The sequence below is a fragment of the Methylophilus flavus genome (assembly GCF_042678905.1).
In the GTDB taxonomy this organism is placed as follows: Bacteria; Pseudomonadota; Gammaproteobacteria; order Burkholderiales; family Methylophilaceae; genus Methylophilus; species Methylophilus flavus.
Genome location: NZ_JBHTLN010000001.1, coordinates 1,326,908 through 1,347,846, shown reverse-complemented (window position 1 = coordinate 1,347,846; position 20,939 = coordinate 1,326,908). Strand labels below are relative to the sequence as shown.

Here is a 20,939-nt window from a genome sequence, read left to right as displayed (position 1 = left end):
TTAACCATTCCTTTTCGCTTTCTCAGCGAGTTCCTTTTCTTTGCTTGCCCAAAGAATAAGTAACCAAAAGAAAAGGCACCCTAGCTTCCGCTTATTTCCTGCGTTGCTCATCAAAATAAGCGGTCGCGAAACTCATCCTAGCGGCCTGCACACTACGCAGGCCACCGCGGGATTCAGACAGTCGCTCCTTTGTTTCTTATTTTGCCTGCGCTACTCGGTGCGTCAGATAGGGGCCCGTGAAAACAACACGCTTTCAGTTACGTGAGACTCGCCACATTCATTCCCGCTCAACAATTGAAATTAAACAAAGCTAAAAGCATTTAAAGACAAAACAATGTACTTAGTTGTTGGGTTTATTCTAGAGAGTTGAAAAGGTCACTTAGCGCCCTCTGCCAATTGCGCCCGACAACTGTTACATCGTGGTGGTTTTAAACGGGCCCCTATCTGACGCGCCGAGTAGCGCAGTCAGCGTGGGAGGAGTCGGCCAGCGTCTGTTTGAGTTCCGCAACAAGCCACGTTATGTGTGGCTTGTCAGGGCGAGTTTCGTTGGACGCCCACGCTGACGAGCAACGGAGGAAGAAAGCGGAAGCTAGGGGTCTTGTTCTTTGCCTTCTTTCTTATGGACAAGCAAAAGAAGGTCGCCTAGAGGCGAAACAGAAGCTATTTAAATTAATCAACTATTGAAGAGTCATTACAGTTAACGCTTTTCTGCTCGTTTCCTCGCAAATTCAGTTTTAAACGTTTCAAACCTGTTTTCTTCAATCGCCGCCCGCATCCCCTGCATCAAAAATTGATAATAATGCAGGTTATGAATCGTGTTTAACCGCGCACCCAGAATCTCGCCAATCCGGTACAAATGATGCAAATAGCTGCGGCTAAAGTGACGGCAGGTATAGCATTCACACTCATCATCCAGCGGACGTGTATCTGTTTTATGGGTAGCATTCTTGATTTTGACATCGCCATATTGCGTGAACAGCCAACCGTTACGCGCATTCCTAGTAGGCATGACGCAATCAAACATATCGATGCCATAGCTGACGGCATCCACCAGGTCTTCCGGCGTACCGACACCCATCAGGTAGCGTGGTTTGTCTTTTGGCATTTGCGGCGCGGTATGCGCCAGAATGCGCAGCATGTCTTCTTTGGGTTCGCCGACTGACAGGCCACCAATTGCATAGCCATCAAAGCCAATCTTTTCCAGTCCCTGGCGCGAAACATCGCGCAGGTCTTCAAACATGCCGCCCTGGATAATGCCGAACAAGGCATTTTTCTGAGTGCTGCTAGCCGCATCATCTCTGGCTTCAATTCTTTGAACGCCTTGTTGGACCAGCTGCCGGACTTCCTCCTCGCCGCCCTGTAACGCCATCGCTTGCGGGATGGTCTGATTTTGGTAAACATTAAACGCATCGCGGCTGCGTTGCGCCCAGCGCAGGCTGAGTTCCATGGACTGTCTGGCCTCATGGTGGGTGGCCGGGTAGGGCGTACATTCGTCGAAAATCATAACGATGTCGCTATTGAGTACGCGCTGGATGCGCATGGATTCTTCTGGAGTCAGAAAGCAGCTGTCGCCATTAATGGGTGATTTGAATTTGACACCTGCTTCACTGATTTTGCGTAAATCTCCGAGGCTCCACACCTGGAAGCCGCCGGAGTCGGTGAGTATCGGTTTGTCCCAGCCCATGAATTTATGCAGGCCATCGTGTGCCGCAACCACCTCTAGACCGGGACGCAGCCACAGGTGAAAGGTATTGCCGAGCACGATGTGGGCCTGGATATCGTTCAGTTCCAAAGGCGACATGGCTTTAACTGTGCCGTAGGTGCCCACTGGCATAAACGCAGGGGTTTGTACTTCGCCATGGGGTAAGTGGACGGTGGCGCGTCTGGCGAGGCCATCGGTATTGTGTAGGGAAAACTGCATGAAATGGCGATAAGTAGCTGAAATAAACGCGCATTTTATCACAGCAACATAATGCGTCCGGTGCGTATGTCCGGGCTTTTGCATTGCCCGGCTTTGCTTGCATTTTTTGTGATTGCCCGCAACAATGCACATATTCCTTTATAAAGCTCTTGTATGGCTGAACCACAGACCCGCCTGTCACGACGTGAAGAACATACCAGTTTGCGTCAGCGTGGCATTTATTTGCTACCTAACCTGTTCACTTCTGCTTCCCTGTTTGGTGGCTTCTACGCCATTGTGCAGGCCATGAACCAGCATTTTGAGCAATCAGCGATTGCAATTTTTATCGCCATGGTGCTGGATGGGCTGGACGGCCGCGTGGCGCGTATGACCAATACCCAGAGTGCATTCGGCGCTGAATATGATAGCCTGGCGGATATGGTGTCGTTCGGCGTGGCGCCTGCGCTGATCGTGTATGTTTGGGCCTTGCAGCCGATGAATAAACTGGGCTGGATTGCGGCCTTTATCTATTGTGCCTGTGCGGCCTTGCGCCTGGCGCGCTTCAATACCAAGATCGATGACCCGTTCCAGGACAAGCGCTATTTCCAGGGCTTACCCAGCCCGGCGGCAGCGGCCTTGCTGGCAGGTTTTGTCTGGGTGTCTTACGAATACAATATAGATGGCCGCGAAATCTTCTTCGGTGCGGTGCAGGTAAAATGGATCGCCTGGTGCCTGACAGTATTTGCCGCCGGTTCTATGGTGTCTGACCTTAAATTCTACAGCGGCAAGGATATCAACCTGCGTCATTCGGTGCCTTTCGTGGCGATTTTGGCAGTGGTGCTGGCGTTCGTGCTGATTTCTTACAGTCCTCCGGAAGTACTGTTCAGCGTGGTATTTGTGTATACCTTGTCTGGATATTACTTGTGGACGCGTGACAGAATGGCTGCAAAAAACAAAACTTAAGCCATACAAAACACTGAAACGCGCCAACCTGGCGCGTTTTTTATTGGGGCGGGAATCCTGCGCCACTGTTATAGTCAATTATGGGCCAAGCAGGTAAAATTCCGGCTACCAGGTTAGGATAAATTCATGGAACAAATTATTATTTTCGATACCACGCTGCGTGACGGGGAACAAAGCCCGGGTGCAGCAATGACCAAAGAAGAAAAAATCCGCATTGCGCGCCAGCTGGAAAAGCTGGGTGTAGATGTGATTGAGGCAGGGTTTGCTGCGGCCAGCCCAGGTGATTTTGATGCGATATCCGAAATCGCCAAAGTGATTAAAACTTCCACCGTGTGTTCATTGGCACGCGCCAGTGAAAATGATGTGCGCAGGGCCGGTGAAGCCATTAAACACGCGGCCAAGGGTCGTATCCATACTTTTATTGCCACCAGCAAAATCCATATGGTCAATAAACTGCGCATGACCGAAGACCAGGTGGTCGAGCGGGCCGTGCAGGCAGTGAAATGGGCGTTGGAATATACCGAAGACGTTGAGTTTTCTGCCGAAGATGCCGTGCGGTCCGAAATTGATTTCCTGGTGCGCGTGTTTGAAGCAGTGATTGATGCCGGTGCCAGAACCATCAACGTGCCGGACACCGTTGGCTACAGTATTCCTTCGGTGTGGGGTGAACGCATGGCCGAGTTGATCAAGCGTGTCAAAGGCGCTGACAAGGTTGTCTGGTCTACCCATTGTCACAATGATTTAGGCATGGCAGTGGCGAACTCGCTATCTGCGGTGATGAACGGTGCACGCCAGGTGGAATGTACGATTAATGGTCTGGGTGAGCGTGCCGGTAACGCCAGCCTGGAAGAGATCGTGATGGCGATTAAAACCCGCAGCGATATTTTTAATCTGACCACACGTATCGATACCACGCAAATCGTGCCTGCTTCCAAGCTGGTCTCCACCATTACCGGTTATCCGGTACAGCCTAACAAGGCCATTGTCGGTGCCAATGCGTTTGCGCATGAATCCGGCATCCACCAGGATGGTGTGCTCAAGCACCGCGAAACCTATGAAATCATGCGTGCCGAAGATGTGGGCTGGGGTGCGAATAAACTGACTTTGGGCAAATTGTCTGGCCGTAATGCCTTCCGTACCCGTTTGAAAGAGCTGGGCATTGAGCTGGAAAGTGACGATGCGCTGAATGCCGCCTTCGCACGTTTTAAGGAACTGGCAGATAAAAAATCGGAAATCTTTGATGAAGATTTGCATGCGCTGGTCAATGATGAAGTGGTACAAGACACCGCTGAGTTGTTCAAGCTGACTTACCTGCAAGTGGCATCACAAACCGGAGAAATTCCGCATGCGGTTCTGACGCTGAATCGTGACGGCACAGAGCAACGCACGGAAGCAACTGGTGGCGGCCCGGTGGATGCGACGTTTAAAGCCATTGAAAATGTAGTTAACAGTGAGACTGAGCTATTGCTTTACTCGGTCAACAATATCACCAGCGGTACAGATGCCCAGGGTGAAGTCACTGTGCGCCTGGCAAAAGGCGGCCGGGTGGTCAACGGGCAGGGCGCAGATACGGATATCGTGGTGGCTTCTGCAAAGGCATACCTGAACGCGCTGAACAAGCTTTATGCCAAAGTGGAAAAGCTGAATCCACAAGTAGAGTAATGCTGATTCGTTAAGCGTGCTTGAATATGGTGCGTTTAACGATGAAACCTTAACTGCGAGCAGTGATGATTGCTATAACCAACCCCCTCATTTTTCAGAGTGACCTGACACAGTTTGTGGCGTCATCAATTTAGTCAGTAAAGTTTGCGTACGATTCGCTGGAAATGAATATAAGGATGTTGAATGCCGGCTAAGCATCAGTGGCTGTTAATCGTGAGTGCGCTGACTTGTACTTACCTTATCTGGGGTTCTACCTACCTGGCAATCAAATACGCCATTGAGAGTTTCCCGCCATTTGTCATGGTGGGCATACGCTTTACTGCGGCCGGGGCATTGCTGTATGTGATATTGCGCGGCCTGGGTCACGCCGCTCCAACGCCGATTCAATGGCGGGGTGCCGCGCTGGTCGGGTTATTGTTGCCGGTGCTGGGCAATGGCACCGTTTCTCACGTTCAACTGCATGTTTCATCCAGCGTGGCGGCCTTGGCGATTGCCACAGCACCGATCTGGATGGCGATTTTTTCCAGCCTGTGGGGACACAAGATCAGCCGTCGTGAATGGCTGGGGATTGCCATTGGCCTGGTCGGCATTCTGTTGCTGAATACCCGCGGCAGTTTACAGGGCGATTGGCTGAGTGCGTTTTTGCTGATGTTTGCTGCCGCGTCGTGGTCGCTGGGCTCGGTATGGAGCAAGCATATGGCGATGCCGACAGGCCTGATGGGTGCCGCCAGCCAGATGCTGTGTGGTGGCCTGATCGCATTTATCTTCAGTGCGGCCTTTGGCGAGCAATGGCCGACAGCCATCACAGCACGCTCCTGGGTGGCGATTGTCTTCATGATTGTGCTCGGTTCCATGGTGGCGTTTTCTGCCTACCACTGGTTGTTGCACAATGTGCGGCCCCTGGTGGCAAGCAGTAATACCTTTGTGAATCCGGTGGTGGCATTTGTGGTGGGCGTACTATTCGCCGATGAGCATATCCACACCATGGAATATATCGCGCTGGCTGTGATTCTGGTGGGCGTGTTCCTGGTGCTGACTTCGACCAGCGAGGCAGTGCCAGATGAAACGATTGTTTAATAATGTGATTTAAGAAAAGATATGAAACAAAACCTGGCGTTATTTGATTTGGACAACACCCTGCTGGCCGGGGATAGTGACTATAACTGGAGCCTTTTCCTGATTGGCGAAGGGCTGCTCGATGAAAAAACGCACAAAGCGCGCAACGAGCAGTTTTACCTGGATTATAAAAATGGCAACCTGGATATTTATGCCTTTCTGGAGTTCCAGTTACAGCCATTGGCGCAACATCCGAAATCTTTCCTGGATGAACTGCACAAAAAATACATGGCTAACGTGATCCGCCCGATGATGACGCAAAAAGCGCAGGCATTGGTGGACCAGCATAAAGCCAATGGCGACCTGTGCATGGTGATTACTGCTACGAACAGTTTTGTCACCAAGCCTATCGGCACCGCCTATGGTATTGAGCACCTGATTGGTACGGACCCTGAGTTTGTGGATGGAAAGTTCACAGGAGGCGTGAGCGGCACCCCCAGCTTCCAGCAAGGCAAGGTGACGCGCCTGAATGAATGGCTGGCGGAAAAAGGGCAAACCCTGGCTGATTTTGAAACCAGTTACTTTTACAGTGATTCACACAACGATTTACCGCTGATGAAGCTGGTGACAAATCCTGTTGCGGTTGATGCAGACCCGACTTTGACTAGCTATGCCACTGAACAAGGCTGGCCTATTATCAGCCTGCGGGATTAAAACTCTCCTGGAAGTGCATTAATGGCTGGCGGGCTTCTTTCGCGAATGCAATGGTAAAAAAGCAGCGACATCGCTGCTTTTTTATTTAACGCCGTTACCCGTTAACGGTTTAACACCACATGCAGTACAAAGCGGCTGCCTATATAAGCCAGCAGTAATAGCACAAAACCAAACAGCGTCCACCGCGTAGCCGTTTTGCCGCGCCAGCCATACTTAAAGCGGCCAAACAGCAGCCAGGCATAAATAAGCCAGGAAGCAATCGAGAAAATGGTTTTATGGTTGAATTGCAGTGGCTGGTCGAAAATCTCTTCACTGAACAGCATCCCACTGACCAGCGTAATCGTCAGCAATACAAAGCCGATATGTAGTACGCGGAACAGCAGGGCGTCCATCACCATCAATGGCGGAAAGCCTGGCAACGCCAGCCAGCTGTTTTTCTGGTGCAAGGCGCGCTCAGCCATGCGCATCAGGCATGCATGCAGCGCCGCGAACGTAAACAGGCTGTAAGCGAGTATGGCAAGCACAATATGCAGGCTGAACAGCGTCAGGCCAGCGGTATTTACATAATAGTCTTTAATGGCAAACCCAGGCATCAGTACAAACAAGGCGGCTGGTGGCAATACAAAGGCTTGCAGGCTGTGTAAAGCATGTTTGAGGTCAGCAATCCAGTAGATCAGCACGGTGAGCCAGAGGATAGCCGAAAGCGCGTAATAGACGCCCAGGTTAAATCCACCCACGGCAAACATATCACGGTACAGCAACCAGCCATGCAAAATAACACTCAATGCCACCATGGCACTATGTAGCTGGAAAGATGCCTGTGTTTCGCTGGCAGGCTTGTTTTGCCTGGCGATCCGCCAGTAATCCATCGCCACTGCCATATAGATAAACGCGACTACCAGATAGGGAATAAGATGTTGAATCATGCGCCACATTATGGCAAAACTCGGCGTATTCGCCTAGCATGATGTAAAATCCCTAGCTTATTCAAAGACCTGTTTTAAAGAGAGTTCACCCATGCTGGAAAACCTGACCGGCCGTTTGCAGGGCGTCATCAAAAACCTGCGCGGCCAAGCACGTTTAACCGAAGACAATATTGCCGATGCCATGCGTGAAGTGCGGATGGCCTTGCTGGAAGCCGACGTCGCCTTGCCGGTGGTGAAAGACTTTATTGCCCGCGTCAAAGAGCGCGCCAATGGCCGTGAAGTGCTGCAAAGCCTGACCCCAGGGCAAGCCGTGATTGAAGTGGTCAATGACGAGCTGACCGAGTTGATGGGTAAAGCCAATGTCGGCCTTAACCTGGCGGCAGTGCCACCTGTGGTGATTTTAATGGCAGGTCTGCAGGGTGCCGGTAAAACCACCACTTCCGGCAAATTGGCCAAGTTACTCAAAGAACAAAAGAAAAAAGTATTGCTTGCCAGTGCCGACGTTTACCGTCCGGCCGCGATCACCCAGTTGCAGACCCTGGCAAAACAGCTGGATATCGATTGCTTTGATAGCAATCCTCAGCAAAAGCCACTGGAAATCGCCGCCCAGGTGATGGAGCAGGCGAAAAAGAATTACTACGACGTGGTGATTTTCGATACTGCCGGTCGCCTGGCGATTGATGAAGCCATGATGGCAGAAATCAAAGACCTGCATGCTTTATTGAAACCGACTGAAACACTGTTTGTGGTCGACGCCATGCAGGGCCAGGATGCCGTCAATACCGCCAAAGCCTTTGGTGAAGCCTTGCCACTGACCGGTGTCATCGTGACCAAGCTTGACGGTGATTCACGTGGTGGTGCTGCATTATCTGTACGCCACGTCACCGGCCAGCCGATCAAGTTTATCGGTGTCAGTGAAAAAGTCGATGGCCTGGAGCCTTTCCACCCTGACCGGATGGCAGGACGTATTCTGGGCATGGGTGATGTACTGAGCCTGATTGAAGAAGCGCATAAAAAAGTCGATCTTGATGAAGCGAAGAAAGTCGCCGATAAACTCAAATCCGGCGCCAAGTTCGACCTCAACGATTTCAAATCACAAATGCTGCAAATGCGCAAAATGGGCGGCATGGCCTCGCTGATGGATAAGATGCCTTCGCAAATCGCCGGCATGGCTCAGAAGATTAATACTGATGACGTCGATAAATCCCTGCGCCGCATCGAAGGCATTATCAACAGCATGACCCCGGATGAACGCAGCAAACCCGAACTCATCAAAGCCACCCGCAAAAAACGTATCGCAGCCGGTAGCGGCGTGCAGGTACAAGATGTGAACCGCCTGCTAAATCAGTTTGAAGAAACTCAAAAAATGATGAAGATGTTCAGCAAAGGCGGCATGGCGAAGATGATGCGCGGCATGGGTGGCATGATGGGCGGTAAATTCCCGGGAATGTAAAGACCAAAATTACGGGATATATGAAAAATAAACTTTTTATACAAAAAAGCGAAAACAGCATTGACCAATCCCCGTAAATCCCCCATAATCGCGTTCTTTCAAATTTGACGCAAACAAAGCGCCAGACACGAAATGAGGGGTGTTAGCTCAGCTGGTAGAGCAGCGGACTTTTAATCCGTTTGTCGTGGGTTCGATCCCCGCACACCCTACCAAAATACAAAAGACGGCTTGCAGAAATGTGAGCCGTTTTTTCTTTTCTCAATGCCAAGTAATGAATTAGAGCGCCGGACTCATAATCCGTTGGTGCTGTGTTCGACTCACAGAGGGGCCACCAATAAAATCAAAGGGTTACGATTTATCGTAACCCTTTTTTATTTTTTAGTAGCCGTATAGTAGCCTCAAAGTTGGATGCTCATAAAAATTCTTTCTCACCAATATGGGTTCTTGATAAGACTTCTTATTGGGCTTTAAAGCTAAATACCAATTAGCTGAAATCTAAAAATTAAAGATTATTAAAACACCCCTTGATATAAAAAGACTAAAGAATTTAAAGGCTGTGATTGAGTGGATGCAGTGGCTGAATTTTTTTCAGCAGCTTAAAAAAGGAAAGAATCCGCAATCATGTGTATCATTCCAGAGTTAAAGCACGCGCTGATATTTTTGATTATATTGAAGTGTTTTATAACAGGGCCAGACGCACTCACACCTAAATGGCATGAGTCGTGAAACATATGAATAGGTCTGCGTAAGCAAGGCTAGGTATCAAAATCGTGGATAGTCCATAGAGGCCCATGGGTACCTATAATTACAGTTGGAGTGCAAAGGGAATTTGTGAGTGAATTAGATAACAGATTGCATGAGCTTTTACGTCGTACAAAAATAACAACAAAATCTCGCTATCGAGCAAGCGAACGGCTTGAATTGCATCATAAACTTTCTCAATGGACAGTCTCATTGATCTCGGTAGCGCTTGTCTTCATTCCACTGGTTCAAACATTTAGAATTTCCGCGGGCATTGAAGTAATTTACTTAAACGCCACTCAAGCAACTTTGGCTATTTTAGTTTTAGTCTACTCACTTTTACTTGGCCAAGAAAATTTCATTTCCCGCGCACAAGCCATGCATCGCAATGGTGTTGAATTAGGTCGCTTCGCTCGTAAACTAGCGGGCATGGGTCAGAGTGTCTCAGACGAAGAGTATTTTTCTCTTGCTGAAGAGTATTACGATATTCTAGAAAAATATGAGAACCACAAACCAATTGATTATTTATATACACGCCTATCAGAAAACCCCAGCAATTTTAATGAGTGGGCAATATTTATTGGTTTATGGCTTAAAGCACGCGTCATGTCTCTAATTGTCTTTTCGCATTACTTTGTAGCGATTGGGTTTGTAGGTTTTATTTTCTATACGCTTTTTTCAGGCATTGTTGCACATGCAAAATAGCTTTTCGCTACTCTCTAACTCATCCATCGCGCAGGACTGGTGAAAGCATTCTTCGATGATACAATTTTCAATAATGAAGGTTGAGCCACCGAAGTCGCCAGCCCCTTATGTCAAACGTTAGATTATTTAAATAAATCGGAGATACTGATAGATGGAAGAGAGATCGCTGAGATCTCATGTATTGGATTTGATAGGAAGCTTTCTATATCAAGAAAACTTTCCACATTATCCGTATTTGAGAGAAGGTATTCTTGATCTGGTAGATTCTACTTCTTCATACAGAGAGGAAGGTGAGGAGTTATATCCGGAGATATTCATTACAAATAATATTGAATCAGTGCTTGAAACCCTACCTTTCTGCAAAAATGTAGAGATAGATAGGAAATTAGGAACCGTAAAAGAATTTTCAAATGCTTTAAAACTATGTGCCCCATTGTCACGAAATGGATGGGTTATCTACATCAACGTAGAAGAAGAATACATAAGTTACGGCGTGGTCTCATCTGAAATATCGGAATTAAGCCCTACATTTAGGACTCAGGCTGTTGGTGAGCTGAGCCAAAATGGCGAAGACTATAGTATTGCCTACCTTCAAAATGTGGGGAATAAAACAGTACTTCTAAAGGGTTCTGAAGCAAGTGCTCTTATTTGTCTTACATTAAACAGTAAAGGGACTTCTCATGGTCATGAATTACAAAAGCTTTGCTCGGTCATAACTCAAGATATAAATGAGCAATACAAAGATATTTCAGTTTCTTACTTTCAAAAGCTAATTGGGAATGCATTAATTATTGGGCATGGAAATCTAATTGGTGTTGTTCAAGATGACGAAGAGAAGCTAACCGCTTTAAAAGCAAGGCATAACGACGGTGTTTACCTGCGAAAACCAATTGATATGTATGAGTTACTAGCTGCTTCAGAAGTCGAAAAAACAAGAGAAGCATGTACGTCCAACCGGCTTTATAGCTCTTTACTTGAGTCAATGTTAAACCACGATGGCATGACTGTAATAACAACGTCTGGAAAAGTTCTTGGTTATCACATATTTGTAAAGCCACAAGGCAATGAAGAGGAGGGGCTCGTAGGTGGGGCTAGAACTAGAGCTTTTGAAATAATGAAGCGCAGTGAATGTTTTGAGTGTTGTTTTTATAAATCTCAAGATGGAAGCGAAAAAATTTGGAGCGTGACCGATGCCCGGTAAAGAATTAGTGTGGGCTGGCCCCACTGGTAGATTGATACCTGCAACTTGCTCAGAGCCGCAAGAAATTGTGCTTTACGCAAACGGATTAAACGATAAGCAAAAAACAGATATAGCACGTGCCTTTGAGCATGGAGCGTACGACATGGGCGCTGAGTATACATGGCGTAGAGCCATGGTCAGGCTTAAGTCAACCTTAAAAACATTAGGCATGAGCTTTATCGGAGAAATGCTTAATGATGATGATATCGATGAATATAGTAATATCGATATTGTTTTGAATGACTATAGTGCGATTAGTTTGGCGGAACAGCTCGGCGCAATCAATAGCACTGGAGCCTTAAAGCTTAGGCATGCATTGGAAGTAATAAGCCATTACTTGTCTGATGAAGCTGAAAAGAACAATGAAGAATTATCAAAAATCGATGCAGCCTCTTTAGTAAATTCTTGTGTTAAATATGTTCTAGGTGAAACAGACATATCTATAGCAATCGAGTTTTCTGAGTTAAGAAATCGGCTTTACACTGAGTCACTAACATTATCTGACCCTCAAATTGAACAACTTTTAGATTCGCCGCCGTTTTATATAAAAACCGTCGTTTCGGTTTTGTTGTCAGGAATTAAAAATGAACAGGGCGCGGCTCAGGAACATGCCGTTGGAAATTTAGGTGTATTGATTCAACCGATTTGGAGTCATATTCCAGAAAAAGATAAATGGCAAATTGGTAACGCCTACCGAGATGCAACGGCTGCAGGTGATATTTCTGCGACTAAAGGTCTTAAAAATGCCTTGCTAAAGGTAAAAGGTTTCGATTATGTACCTGAAAATCTGCGCTCTTCTACTTTTAAAAAGGCTGCTAAGTCTTTAATCGATGCACATTTCGCAATAAATAATTTCTATACTGAAGCCCCATTAGTGGCCAGCTTGTCGAAGCTCGGAAGTTCAATACCGGCTCCAGCTTTTATAGATTGCGTTCAAGCGTATCTATGTGTTTATCTTGGTAATTCATATGGTGTCTCCAACGCGGCCTTCCCGACAGCCAAAGCAGAATTACTAAAGATTCCGGAAGATCGGTGGAGGTATTATTTTGATAAAGTGTTGAGCACTGACGAAATCATACTTACCAAACTGTTTAACGATAAACCAAGAGAAAGATTCAAAACGTTAATAAGCGATCATTTAACATTTCTTGTTGAAAGTGAAAGTCTAAATACGGATGTTCTCAAACTCGTTCAAGCTCTAAATAACGGTGACAATGGTCGAATTAATTCAATTGCACGAAAACTTTACGATAAATTGCGAGAAAAATAATCTAACAATTGGCTGTTGTCGGACGTGTATACGCTGAGTTCCGACAAGCCGTAAAGCCAAGCGATAAAGTGTCATTCCGTACAGTTATTGACAGTACTCCAAGGAAACCTAAAAGCCTAACCCTTATTTTTTAAGATATTCGCTGATGAAGATCGGGGGATCTAGAGCTTTCTTGATTGGGATTGGTTTCCATTGATCTTTTTGCTCTGAATTTGGTTTGTAATCAGTTTTAAGAGTCCATGTGTGCAATCTTGTGAGTACAGTTACGTTCCCTGCCTCTACACCAGTGATTTTGTAGCCTTTAGGTTCTCGATAGCGATTAAGCTCATCACTCCATAGACGATACACTTTGATAGTTTGCTCTTTGCGCTTGGCAAATGGCCCGCCCATTATTTCTATTAGCTCATCCCATTTCTTATTATCAGCAGCTAAATGCGCTTGTTTAAGGATGCCTGATAGGTCATCCCCTTTAATTCGCCTTAACTCACGGTATACGCTCACGGGAGGGCCGCCAATTTGCTGAAATTGGCGAATACCCCAAACCGAAGCCCACGTACACACTCTGTCAGCTGCCGATTTGGAATCATTGCCATATAAATCATCATCTATACCAAAGCCATCAATAGATTTACTGATGTATTTAGAGATGTATCCTGTTGCTCCTTGCTTGGGATCGATTTTAATGAGTTCAAAGCGGTGCTTATCCGCGCCTTTCTCGTCGCCATCTTCACGCATAGCATAATCTCGGATTACTGCCGTTAATTGATCTGCTTTCTCGCTTTCAACGAACAACAATAAGTGCCAATGCGGTGTGCCATCATGGTGTGGCTCAGCGACTCTGAAGCCATAAATCTGTATTCCTAGTCGTTGTAACTTAGCTCTGATTTGAGACCACATAGTTACGAGGTATTTTTGAGATTCTTTTGGGGTCGTGCCGTCATAATTTAGAATTGCATCACCTGATTTCGAATGTCGGGCATGCATACGTGACGGACAGGTGACCGTATAGAACATCGCTTGATGTTTATATTTCTTTGAGATCTCCTCGAATCCTCTAATGCGTGTCATTAACTCGTTACGGCGATTCTCTGGATTCGCTAGGGATGTTTTAGCAAGATCAAACAAACTAAATACATCACCATCCTCATTTTCCAAGTGAGTAGCTTCAAGAGCGCGCTTGTTACGGAGTTTTTGCTGTTTTCTTCGCTCAAATGATTCATCGCTAACATACGTTCCAGCGTTTTGGGGTGATAAAGCGAGCTTGTATAAATTTACCCGCACAAACAGGCAAAGATACAAAAAACAGCATGTTAAGAATGTATTGTGGAGTACGATAAAGGCCATCGAATAATTGAGCGTAATGGCCATAGAGAATGTAAATATAGAAATACATAAAAACGGATAGAGAAGTCACCGCTCCAAGCCGTAAAAATGTATGCTGTAATATCACGAAATTAAGCACAAACAATATAAATAGGCCAATCATTGTAGCCAGTAAAATATTGGAAAAGTCTAATAGCCATGAGCCTTTTGCTATTAAATTTAAATGAAGTAGCTGCTCTACAAGTAAAACGTAACCAATGGCAAAAATGCTTTGAATAAGCTTCGCGAAAAGTGATTCTGGTGGAATGTTGAACATAAAACTATTCATCTTTGACATCATACTTTTTCTTGAAGTCTTGTTCTTCTCTGATCATTGGATCAAACCAATAAAATAATGGCGCAATTAAAAGTACTAAGGCCATGAGAGTAATAACGCCTAATGCTCCGATATAGTTGAACTCAAATCCTTCAAAAGTTTTGAATTGTTCAAAGCCATGACCACTTATGACCTTATCTATAATCGTGAAAAAGACTTTAATTCCAGCAATAGCAATCATGATGGATGCTATGACACTTAGTACACAGAGCGTACACTTGGGTTTTATTGATGCAGTCATTTGAGGCGCTCTATAAATTATTTAGTCGCGGGGACTTTTAATCATCATGCTTGGGATTGAATACAACCACGTGTGGAGAGTCAATGAAAGAGCTATCTTTATCGGATAAATGTTCGTGCTCCCATGATTTACCTTTAGTTTCCATCCCAATCGCGCATGCCTCTAAGAAACTAGCAATTCGACGTAATTTTTCTGGTGTAGCAAGAATAGTAATTTCAGCCAATTCTGCTGGAATGATCTCTTCAATATTTAAGCCTTCGTCGGCGTAACCATGTATTCTCATAGGGCTAAGGTTCTTTATTTGTGCTTGCGGCAGAGCTACCACGGGTTTTTCCGGTATCTAGTAAGTTTTTTTAGGATAGCGGGATCAATGTTGCTGCTCCATACGCCATTTAGTAAGAAGCGAAATTCAGAGTTTTTTCTAGCTTGCTGATCTATACGATCAACAAAGCTTCGGCCATGTCTAGCCATTAAGTTTTCCAATGGACCGGCTGCAACATTAGTCATGACGACAGCAGACTGATCTTCAGCCAAGATACCTAATATGACTTCCCACGCTAGTTCTGGTTGCTCAGATACAAATTTATCAAGCATTTCCCATGCCCAGAACTGATCATTTGTTTGTGAAGTGCTGGTACCATTTTTGTGATACGAGATCCATGCATTAATCAGTTTTGTCTTTTCTTCTTGATTCATTTTTAATTGAGAGCGCCCGTTGTTCAGACTTCATTTTTCTTTTAAGACTTAGTGCTAGAAACCCTATCCAGGCTGCTACCGAAAAATATAGAGAAGCTAAAACAACCCTTGCCCCAAACTCACCTAGAGTGGAAAATAAAACACCATTGAGCCAACAACCTCTTGAACATTGAATGCGCACGGGAATGTTTGAAATTAAAGTGTTCAATCCAGTCAGAATAGCTAATGCTGAGAACACCCAAAAGCTGGGATAAATTATGCGCTCCATTGTGAGAGATGTTTCCTGAAAAGAGTGAGTAATCGGTAGTAACCAACATATTTTCAAAGATTTCTGGAATATTTGATTGGATGTTTAGATGAGTTTCGTTCGACTAAAATAATATGTTCTCTATAGTCATCCGGATAATATATTAAACCTCCAAAATCGGTAAGAACCATAATTCCTTTGTCTAAAACTGAAAAGTCGTGATTTACATATTCTTTTAAAAATTCACCTTTACCAATGCAAGCGATAACTAGGCCACGATATTTAATATCAATTGCGATTAAATCCCTTAGTTCAGCAATATTGCCATCAGAGTATTTCATAAAAAAATATAAAGTTTATTTAACTAAATCTTCCAATTAAATATGGTTTTAAAATCAGAGAAGCAAGCCTCACATATCCAATGATAACTATTTAAAGTTGAGTACCCTTCATGCACTGTATCTGGAAGGCTCTCAGAGAATTTCTTATTACAAAATTCACAATGATCATGCTCCCATGTTTCGGTGTACTTTATGTAAGTTGATTTTTTGAGTCCAACCCCAAGTAAGTATTTTTCCTGTCCTTGCAGTCTCCAATCTGCCATATCTCTCTCACTGCAATACCAACTTGAAGAGTTAAAAGTATACGAAACCAGTAACGATATCAAGTCAGCACTTCGAAAACCCTGCCCATAGTCGCATGTCTTGAGCCATAGCCGAACAAACAGGAGCTGGCTGATAAGACGGCAATCCCGACGGAGATTGTTGGCCGTTATGTTGGCTTGGTGTGACATTAGAGATTTACTGATTAATTTTTGTCCTTGCATAATTGCATGCCTGTTCTTGATTCTGAAAAGGATAATTAATTTCATCAAGATAGCCATCGTGAAATACTCTACGCTTGATTCCCAGGCCCAAGTCTTTATAAATACTCACATCAAGTCCTCCTTGGTCACCAGCAAAGCCGAATTGGAAAACCTCACAATGCAAATTAGAAGCTAATCTAATTTGATTAGACTTATCATCAACCGCAAAAGACAAAGCGGTACCAAAAGTAATGATTAACGTAATAACAACTATTGCACTTGCAAGTGGAATACCGAGAAGACGAGGCTTAATCTTATAAAATATTGAAATTAAACTTAAGTAACAAACAAGAGAACTCAGTAATAAGACAATGTTTGCAGCATGGGATTCGAAGCGAAGGCCCCAGAAATATGCTGTGACGATGGAAAGTACAGAAATAGAAATAACCGCATATCTAGCAATAATTTCTTGAGCAACATCAAGGTATTTGGATTTCTTGATCGTCGCAGCAACAGGCACTCCAAGGGGAATGCTTAGAAGGATTGAAATAGTTATTAAAATAAAAGTGTTTGTTTGCATAAATACTGATTCTAATTGCAAACCTTAATTGCCCCAAACACTGCCCATAGTCACACGTCTTGAGCCATAGCCAAGCAATAAGGGGCTGATACGACGGAATCCCGGTGGGGAAAGTTGGCCATTATGTTGGCTTGGCGTGGGAATTTCGGTTTGTTAAGGCGGGAGTAGCTTAGCGTTGATATTCAAATTCGATTGTTAGGCGGGCAGTACATCACGAGAGGCTCAAGGTTAACGCCTTGGGTCTTTTTTGTTTTGCATAATCATTAAGAACTCATTAAAGTTCCGGTTCATTATTCATAAAGAAAAATAACAATGGTGGAACAGAAAGTAATATTAAAGCACCCATCTGGCCCAGTAGTTGAGGTCAAACTTGGATTTTCTTGGGTGGCTTTCTTTCTTGGGCCATTATGGGCATTAATAAAAGCAATGTGGATTCACTTTTTTATTTTATTAATATTGCTGCTACTTTTAAATGTATTCGCAGATTATTCAGAACACCTCAAAAGTACTCCACTCAGTTTCATTTCATTTTTCCTGTTTGTAGCGTACATGTATGTTTGTGGTCGTTATGGAAACTTTTGGTTTCATGCTTCACTACTAAACGATGGGTATTTGCCAATAGCTGAAGAGCATAACAATGCCTAGAAAAGCAGCATTATCGCTAATTAATTAGCTAAGCAGATTATGGAAAAACTTTCAGAAGAGGATGACCGTGAAATTTACGAAAACTCGTACTATTCCTTCATAAGAAAGCTTGAGGAATTGGCTGCATCTCCGCAAGAGGCATGCAACTTACTAACGCATTTTAATGTTTCGGCTGAAATAAAATTCGGTCTTGAAGGTTCTGACTATCTGTTCAATTATGCTAGTTGTAATTTTTCTCAGGATCAGCGAGAGGCTCTGTTAGATTTGATTGAGAGTTTTAAATGCATCCCTTTATCTGTGGTTGAATATACAGAAGTAGCTTCCGTTAGCCTAAGAAATATGGATCATCCGTGCTGGATACCGTTAAGGAAAAAAGCACAAAATCTACTCAGTCTTCTCAAGTCAAACACCGAACAAAATCAGATGTATTTCTTATAAGCCGCTGGTTATCGTTAAGAGGTAGTTTTATGAGTAATCCATATCAGCATATTACTGGGAGTGATCAACTGATTGCCGCCTTAGGTGAGTGGCCAACATTTCATGATGCTGAGATCGTTAAATTCTCTATGGAAAGATCGCTTCCAGTTGAGGTGGGTCACAACAGGGCGAAGTTGACAATTCATGTTAGCCAATATGCATCAATAAATGAAGGTACGGCAAACTATCAGATGATTGTGACTAAAGGCATGCTTGCCAATTTTGTATTTGCATCAATAAGTGATCTGGAGCTATTCGATTTTAATCACCAAAATGTCATTAACTCCTTTACTGTTTCGCCTGTACAAACAAATGACAAAGCTACTTTATTAGTCGAGATTGAATCTATCTGGGGTTTGAGTGGCTCGTTCAAGTGTTCTGCTGTAGAGCTTGAGTCAGTGGAAGTTGTGAAAATTGAGCACCAATGATATTCACTAATCGTACAGTTAGCATCTGCATGTTTATATTAGGTTGTTTTGCCTATCCATACTCGCGAAATGCTTACAAGGATTTTAAATGACCACAAAACGAAAATTCATGCTCGGGCTAATTTTATTAATAAGCCATCTAATTTTCTTTATTGCAGGTGCAAATCTAACGAGATATTCAATGAATCAATCATTTAGAGATTCTTTATGGAAAGCCAATGCTGAAGTTAATTTTGGTCGATATGTTGAGTATAGAGGTATTTCTTCAAACATTAATGTTGGTAAGTATGCGGATGCAAAGTGCTTTGCGGATCTAGGGGCAAGTGGGTTATATGAGAAGTCATTAACTTGCTTAAAAAATAGAGAGTGTGCTCTGTTTCTTCAAAAGCTTGATGTGCGAAGAACTGCGCCAGAATTACTAGATAAAAAAATAATAGGTTTCAAATATTATGCAACTGAAAACGGTATTCGTTCTTGTAAGTAACGTGAATCTTATTTGTTAGGGTTTAATTTACTGAAAAACTGATGCAAACCAATATGCCTTACTGTCTTTAAACCATGCTTCATTTTCAGAGGTGGCAAACCTTGAAAGATCTTTCAGATTGCCTTTATAGCGATAATACAAAGGAATTAACTCACGTAATGTTTCATCCGGTAATTGCTCTGTTTGCAATTCAATCTAGTCATCTTTGATTTCATATTTTTTCTTAAAATCTTTTTCTTCTTTGTTGATGGGATCAAACCAATAAATGATTGGCGCGATCAAAAGTGGAGTTATCGTAGGTAAAGGTTATATTCATGGTCATTGGAGAGGTTTTGTCATGACTCCAAAGGTATCGACTATTCAATAATAGTATTCAAACTTTCCTACCCGCAGCCCCAAACCCTACTCATAGTCGCACGCCTTGAGCCATAGCCCAGCAATCAGGGGCTGACTAATATGACGGTAATCCCGCTGGCAATCGTTGGCCGTTATGTTGGTTTGGTGAGGGAGTTGATATTTATTCGTGAGGGAGCCGCTTGGGCAAAGGAAAAAGCCCAACATTCAGGGGGAGAATGCCGGGCTTTAGTCATCAGATTTCCTCGGGAAAGGAATAAAGCAATTCCAAATATATTCCGCTAGAAATTTACAGTCAAAGAAAACACACTAATCCCGAACGCATCGGGAAAAAATCCCGCAATCAAATAGCTACCGCAGTAGCCAGAACTCTTTCACGATATTCATCATGCAGTCGGTTGGGAGTTATCACATCTACCGTTACACCAAGCAGGCTTTCCAACTGAGTTTGGATTCTGCCAATGTCTTCCGGTGAGAATTGTGACGTGCGATCCACCAGTACATCCACATGCATTTCGCCTAAGTCGATCTTGAGCTATTTGATTTTAACCATCAAAATGTCATTAATTCTTTCACTGTTTCGCCATTTCAAACAACTGAGCCAGCCAATTTATCCGTTAAGATTGAATCTATCTGGGGGTTTGGCGGTTCCTTCCATTGTTCTAACGTGGAGCTTGAGTCTGTTGAGATTTTGCCGATTGTTTAACCCTAACGCCTCATTCAAATGGGGCTGGATAAAGTCACTCCCTTAATTCAATCGTGAGGTGCAATGAAAGATAAACATGGAAACTTAGTCGAGCTAGGTGATATCGTGCGTGTGCTTGAAATAGCTCAAGAATTTCTCGCCATACCCCCTGAGGATGAAAAGCCTCATATTCTTGGGATGCTTAACAATGAGTATGAAGTCGACGATTTTCCTGAAGAAGGGAAAGCTAGTGTTTCAATAGGGTGGGAAATTGAAGATGGAATTAGCGGCTATGGTGGTTTATATATGCTTCCACACGAATTTGAGTTGGTGCAAAAGGCATCCAAATAAAACATACCCTAACCCATCCTTTAAACGTTAGGCATACAAATATGAGCCACGAAAAAATTGAGTTGCATGATGCAAACTTAAAATCCACATCAGTTAACTATGAGGGCAACTCAGTCGCTTTTGAGATTGATTACTACCCCACCGAGCAATCAAAACAACGTATTAGTGCAACATTCAAGTTTAGTGACGTATCTGAGTACAATGAAAATTCGAACTTCAAAGAACTATTTAACCATTCAAAAGTAGGCGGTAATATTTCTCATTGGGTGCCCGCTCTAAAAGCTGGCACTACTTATTTTTATTTAGCACGTGGTTTTATTTCTATCACAGCAAAAAGTATTGCTGTTGTAAATCATGCCTAAACCAACCTTCAAAAGGTAAGCAATTTTTTAATCTGGTTGTTATACTGGGTCATTGAGTATGCATCCGTGAGGCACTTATAAAGCTGTCTTCAAGTCATTTAGAAATTGCTATGAAGCTCTCAAATATTGGCTACGATTTGTTCGGCTTACTCATTTCTCTGGCAGCTGTGCTTGTTCCTTTTATAACTTTTTATCGTAAGAAGCTATTTCATCTTATTGAGCGTAATCGTGGCTAACCCTCTCATCAAGCAGGAT

At 44.0% G+C, this 20,939-nt stretch carries 22 protein-coding genes, 1 tRNA gene and 2 pseudogenes; 17 read left to right on the top strand and 8 right to left on the bottom strand.

The window, feature by feature from the left end; translation table 11 throughout:
• Positions 1-697 precede the first annotated feature (697 nt).
• Positions 698-1,921: a tRNA guanosine(34) transglycosylase Tgt gene (locus tag ACFQ2T_RS06595; protein WP_379032138.1), complete on the bottom strand. Its 1,224-nt coding sequence runs from the start codon at positions 1,919-1,921 to the stop codon at positions 698-700.
• A gap of 153 nt (positions 1,922-2,074) precedes the next feature.
• Between ACFQ2T_RS06595 and pssA the strand changes: the two genes are divergently transcribed.
• From pssA to ACFQ2T_RS06575, 4 genes are all read left to right on the top strand, one after another.
• Positions 2,075-2,863 carry a CDP-diacylglycerol--serine O-phosphatidyltransferase gene (gene pssA / locus ACFQ2T_RS06590; RefSeq protein ID WP_379032135.1) on the top strand — a complete coding sequence of 263 codons (789 nt, stop codon included), beginning with the start codon at positions 2,075-2,077 and terminating at the stop codon, positions 2,861-2,863.
• Between the two features lie 126 nt (positions 2,864-2,989).
• Positions 2,990-4,525, top strand: coding sequence for a 2-isopropylmalate synthase (locus ACFQ2T_RS06585; protein WP_379032132.1), 1,536 nt, complete (start codon positions 2,990-2,992; stop codon positions 4,523-4,525).
• Positions 4,526-4,708: 183 nt separating this feature from the next.
• The gene (gene yedA / locus ACFQ2T_RS06580) at positions 4,709-5,602 is read left to right on the top strand and encodes a drug/metabolite exporter YedA (protein ID WP_379032129.1); all 894 of its coding nucleotides are present in this window, start codon (positions 4,709-4,711) and stop codon (positions 5,600-5,602) included.
• 21 nt (positions 5,603-5,623) lie between these two features.
• A complete protein-coding gene (locus ACFQ2T_RS06575; protein WP_379032126.1) occupies positions 5,624-6,295 on the top strand; it encodes a histidinol-phosphatase in 672 nt (223 codons plus the stop codon).
• Between the two features lie 101 nt (positions 6,296-6,396).
• On the opposite strand, the gene ACFQ2T_RS06570 is transcribed toward ACFQ2T_RS06575, so the two are convergent.
• Positions 6,397-7,221, bottom strand: coding sequence for a cytochrome C assembly family protein (locus ACFQ2T_RS06570; RefSeq protein ID WP_379032123.1), 825 nt, complete (start codon positions 7,219-7,221; stop codon positions 6,397-6,399).
• A 91-nt stretch (positions 7,222-7,312) separates the two neighbouring features.
• Between ACFQ2T_RS06570 and ffh the strand changes: the two genes are divergently transcribed.
• The 6 genes and pseudogenes from ffh to ACFQ2T_RS06540 all read left to right on the top strand — a co-directional run bounded on the left by ffh (position 7,313) and on the right by ACFQ2T_RS06540 (position 12,630).
• Positions 7,313-8,674, top strand: a complete 1,362-nt coding sequence (ffh, locus tag ACFQ2T_RS06565) for a signal recognition particle protein (protein WP_379032120.1) — start codon at positions 7,313-7,315, stop codon at positions 8,672-8,674.
• Positions 8,675-8,810: 136 nt separating this feature from the next.
• Positions 8,811-8,886, top strand: a tRNA-Lys gene (locus ACFQ2T_RS06560).
• A gap of 372 nt (positions 8,887-9,258) precedes the next feature.
• Positions 9,259-9,413 (top strand): annotated as a pseudogene (locus ACFQ2T_RS06555) (IS3 family transposase); the annotation flags it as partial.
• A gap of 92 nt (positions 9,414-9,505) precedes the next feature.
• A complete protein-coding gene (locus tag ACFQ2T_RS06550) occupies positions 9,506-10,120 on the top strand; it encodes an SLATT domain-containing protein (RefSeq protein ID WP_379032117.1) in 615 nt (204 codons plus the stop codon).
• Between the two features lie 151 nt (positions 10,121-10,271).
• Positions 10,272-11,321 carry a hypothetical protein gene (locus tag ACFQ2T_RS06545; protein ID WP_379032114.1) on the top strand — a complete coding sequence of 350 codons (1,050 nt, stop codon included), beginning with the start codon at positions 10,272-10,274 and terminating at the stop codon, positions 11,319-11,321.
• Positions 11,311-12,630 (top strand): hypothetical protein, encoded by a 1,320-nt coding sequence (locus ACFQ2T_RS06540; protein ID WP_379032112.1) that lies wholly within the window; start codon positions 11,311-11,313, stop codon positions 12,628-12,630. The genes ACFQ2T_RS06545 and ACFQ2T_RS06540 overlap by 11 nt, the downstream gene beginning before the upstream one ends.
• Before the next feature lie 123 nt (positions 12,631-12,753).
• On the opposite strand, the gene ACFQ2T_RS06535 is transcribed toward ACFQ2T_RS06540, so the two are convergent.
• The 6 genes from ACFQ2T_RS06535 to ACFQ2T_RS06510 form a co-directional block, all read right to left on the bottom strand.
• Positions 12,754-13,998, bottom strand: coding sequence for a replication endonuclease (locus ACFQ2T_RS06535; protein WP_379032110.1), 1,245 nt, complete (start codon positions 13,996-13,998; stop codon positions 12,754-12,756).
• A 275-nt stretch (positions 13,999-14,273) separates the two neighbouring features.
• A complete protein-coding gene (locus ACFQ2T_RS06530; RefSeq protein WP_379032107.1) occupies positions 14,274-14,510 on the bottom strand; it encodes a hypothetical protein in 237 nt (78 codons plus the stop codon).
• Between the two features lie 97 nt (positions 14,511-14,607).
• Positions 14,608-14,895: an Imm32 family immunity protein gene (locus tag ACFQ2T_RS06525; RefSeq protein ID WP_379032104.1), complete on the bottom strand. Its 288-nt coding sequence runs from the start codon at positions 14,893-14,895 to the stop codon at positions 14,608-14,610.
• Positions 14,889-15,266 carry a DUF6869 domain-containing protein gene (locus tag ACFQ2T_RS06520; protein ID WP_379032102.1) on the bottom strand — a complete coding sequence of 126 codons (378 nt, stop codon included), beginning with the start codon at positions 15,264-15,266 and terminating at the stop codon, positions 14,889-14,891. Before ACFQ2T_RS06520 ends, ACFQ2T_RS06525 begins: the two co-directional genes overlap by 7 nt.
• 321 nt (positions 15,267-15,587) lie before the next feature.
• A complete protein-coding gene (locus tag ACFQ2T_RS06515) occupies positions 15,588-15,854 on the bottom strand; it encodes a hypothetical protein (RefSeq protein WP_379032099.1) in 267 nt (88 codons plus the stop codon).
• Between the two features lie 459 nt (positions 15,855-16,313).
• Complete coding sequence (locus ACFQ2T_RS06510) at positions 16,314-16,898, bottom strand: hypothetical protein (RefSeq protein WP_379032096.1); 585 nt, start codon at positions 16,896-16,898, stop codon at positions 16,314-16,316.
• A 312-nt stretch (positions 16,899-17,210) separates the two neighbouring features.
• On the opposite strand from ACFQ2T_RS06510, the gene ACFQ2T_RS06505 reads away from it, so the two are divergent.
• From ACFQ2T_RS06505 to ACFQ2T_RS06475, 7 genes and pseudogenes are all read left to right on the top strand, one after another.
• Positions 17,211-17,543, top strand: a complete 333-nt coding sequence (locus tag ACFQ2T_RS06505) for a DUF2628 domain-containing protein (protein ID WP_379032094.1) — start codon at positions 17,211-17,213, stop codon at positions 17,541-17,543.
• Between the two features lie 39 nt (positions 17,544-17,582).
• Positions 17,583-17,981 (top strand): hypothetical protein, encoded by a 399-nt coding sequence (locus ACFQ2T_RS06500; RefSeq protein ID WP_379032092.1) that lies wholly within the window; start codon positions 17,583-17,585, stop codon positions 17,979-17,981.
• 29 nt (positions 17,982-18,010) lie between these two features.
• Complete coding sequence (locus ACFQ2T_RS06495) at positions 18,011-18,448, top strand: Imm50 family immunity protein (RefSeq protein WP_379032089.1); 438 nt, start codon at positions 18,011-18,013, stop codon at positions 18,446-18,448.
• An 88-nt stretch (positions 18,449-18,536) separates the two neighbouring features.
• Positions 18,537-18,932 (top strand): hypothetical protein, encoded by a 396-nt coding sequence (locus ACFQ2T_RS06490; protein ID WP_379032087.1) that lies wholly within the window; start codon positions 18,537-18,539, stop codon positions 18,930-18,932.
• Between the two features lie 892 nt (positions 18,933-19,824).
• A pseudogene (locus ACFQ2T_RS06485) lies at positions 19,825-19,992 on the top strand (Imm50 family immunity protein); the annotation flags it as partial.
• A 63-nt stretch (positions 19,993-20,055) separates the two neighbouring features.
• On the top strand, positions 20,056-20,322 hold the full coding sequence (locus ACFQ2T_RS06480; RefSeq protein ID WP_379032085.1) for a hypothetical protein: 267 nt from the start codon (positions 20,056-20,058) through the stop codon (positions 20,320-20,322).
• Between the two features lie 41 nt (positions 20,323-20,363).
• A complete protein-coding gene (locus ACFQ2T_RS06475) occupies positions 20,364-20,684 on the top strand; it encodes a hypothetical protein (protein WP_379032082.1) in 321 nt (106 codons plus the stop codon).
• Positions 20,685-20,939: the final 255 nt, after the last annotated feature.

Excerpts from the sequence above, each read along its gene's own strand:
- ACFQ2T_RS06475 (WP_379032082.1), top strand. The coding sequence starts at position 20,364 with ATGAGCCACGAAAAAATTGAGTTGCATGATGCAAACTTAAAATCCACA.
- ACFQ2T_RS06495 (WP_379032089.1), top strand. The coding sequence starts at position 18,011 with ATGAGTAATCCATATCAGCATATTACTGGGAGTGATCAACTGATTGCC.
- ACFQ2T_RS06500 (WP_379032092.1), top strand. The coding sequence starts at position 17,583 with ATGGAAAAACTTTCAGAAGAGGATGACCGTGAAATTTACGAAAACTCG.
- pssA (WP_379032135.1), top strand. The coding sequence starts at position 2,075 with ATGGCTGAACCACAGACCCGCCTGTCACGACGTGAAGAACATACCAGT.
- ACFQ2T_RS06570 (WP_379032123.1), bottom strand. The coding sequence starts at position 7,221 with ATGATTCAACATCTTATTCCCTATCTGGTAGTCGCGTTTATCTATATG.
- ACFQ2T_RS06575 (WP_379032126.1), top strand. The coding sequence starts at position 5,624 with ATGAAACAAAACCTGGCGTTATTTGATTTGGACAACACCCTGCTGGCC.
- ACFQ2T_RS06515 (WP_379032099.1), bottom strand. The coding sequence starts at position 15,854 with ATGAAATACTCTGATGGCAATATTGCTGAACTAAGGGATTTAATCGCA.
- ffh (WP_379032120.1), top strand. The coding sequence starts at position 7,313 with ATGCTGGAAAACCTGACCGGCCGTTTGCAGGGCGTCATCAAAAACCTG.
- ACFQ2T_RS06530 (WP_379032107.1), bottom strand. The coding sequence starts at position 14,510 with ATGATTGCTATTGCTGGAATTAAAGTCTTTTTCACGATTATAGATAAG.
- ACFQ2T_RS06545 (WP_379032114.1), top strand. The coding sequence starts at position 10,272 with ATGGAAGAGAGATCGCTGAGATCTCATGTATTGGATTTGATAGGAAGC.
- ACFQ2T_RS06535 (WP_379032110.1), bottom strand. The coding sequence starts at position 13,998 with ATGGCCATTACGCTCAATTATTCGATGGCCTTTATCGTACTCCACAAT.
- ACFQ2T_RS06505 (WP_379032094.1), top strand. The coding sequence starts at position 17,211 with ATGGTGGAACAGAAAGTAATATTAAAGCACCCATCTGGCCCAGTAGTT.
- ACFQ2T_RS06595 (WP_379032138.1), bottom strand. The coding sequence starts at position 1,921 with ATGCAGTTTTCCCTACACAATACCGATGGCCTCGCCAGACGCGCCACC.
- ACFQ2T_RS06490 (WP_379032087.1), top strand. The coding sequence starts at position 18,537 with ATGACCACAAAACGAAAATTCATGCTCGGGCTAATTTTATTAATAAGC.
- yedA (WP_379032129.1), top strand. The coding sequence starts at position 4,709 with ATGCCGGCTAAGCATCAGTGGCTGTTAATCGTGAGTGCGCTGACTTGT.
- ACFQ2T_RS06585 (WP_379032132.1), top strand. The coding sequence starts at position 2,990 with ATGGAACAAATTATTATTTTCGATACCACGCTGCGTGACGGGGAACAA.
- ACFQ2T_RS06480 (WP_379032085.1), top strand. The coding sequence starts at position 20,056 with ATGAAAGATAAACATGGAAACTTAGTCGAGCTAGGTGATATCGTGCGT.
- ACFQ2T_RS06540 (WP_379032112.1), top strand. The coding sequence starts at position 11,311 with ATGCCCGGTAAAGAATTAGTGTGGGCTGGCCCCACTGGTAGATTGATA.
- ACFQ2T_RS06520 (WP_379032102.1), bottom strand. The coding sequence starts at position 15,266 with ATGAATCAAGAAGAAAAGACAAAACTGATTAATGCATGGATCTCGTAT.
- ACFQ2T_RS06510 (WP_379032096.1), bottom strand. The coding sequence starts at position 16,898 with ATGCAAACAAACACTTTTATTTTAATAACTATTTCAATCCTTCTAAGC.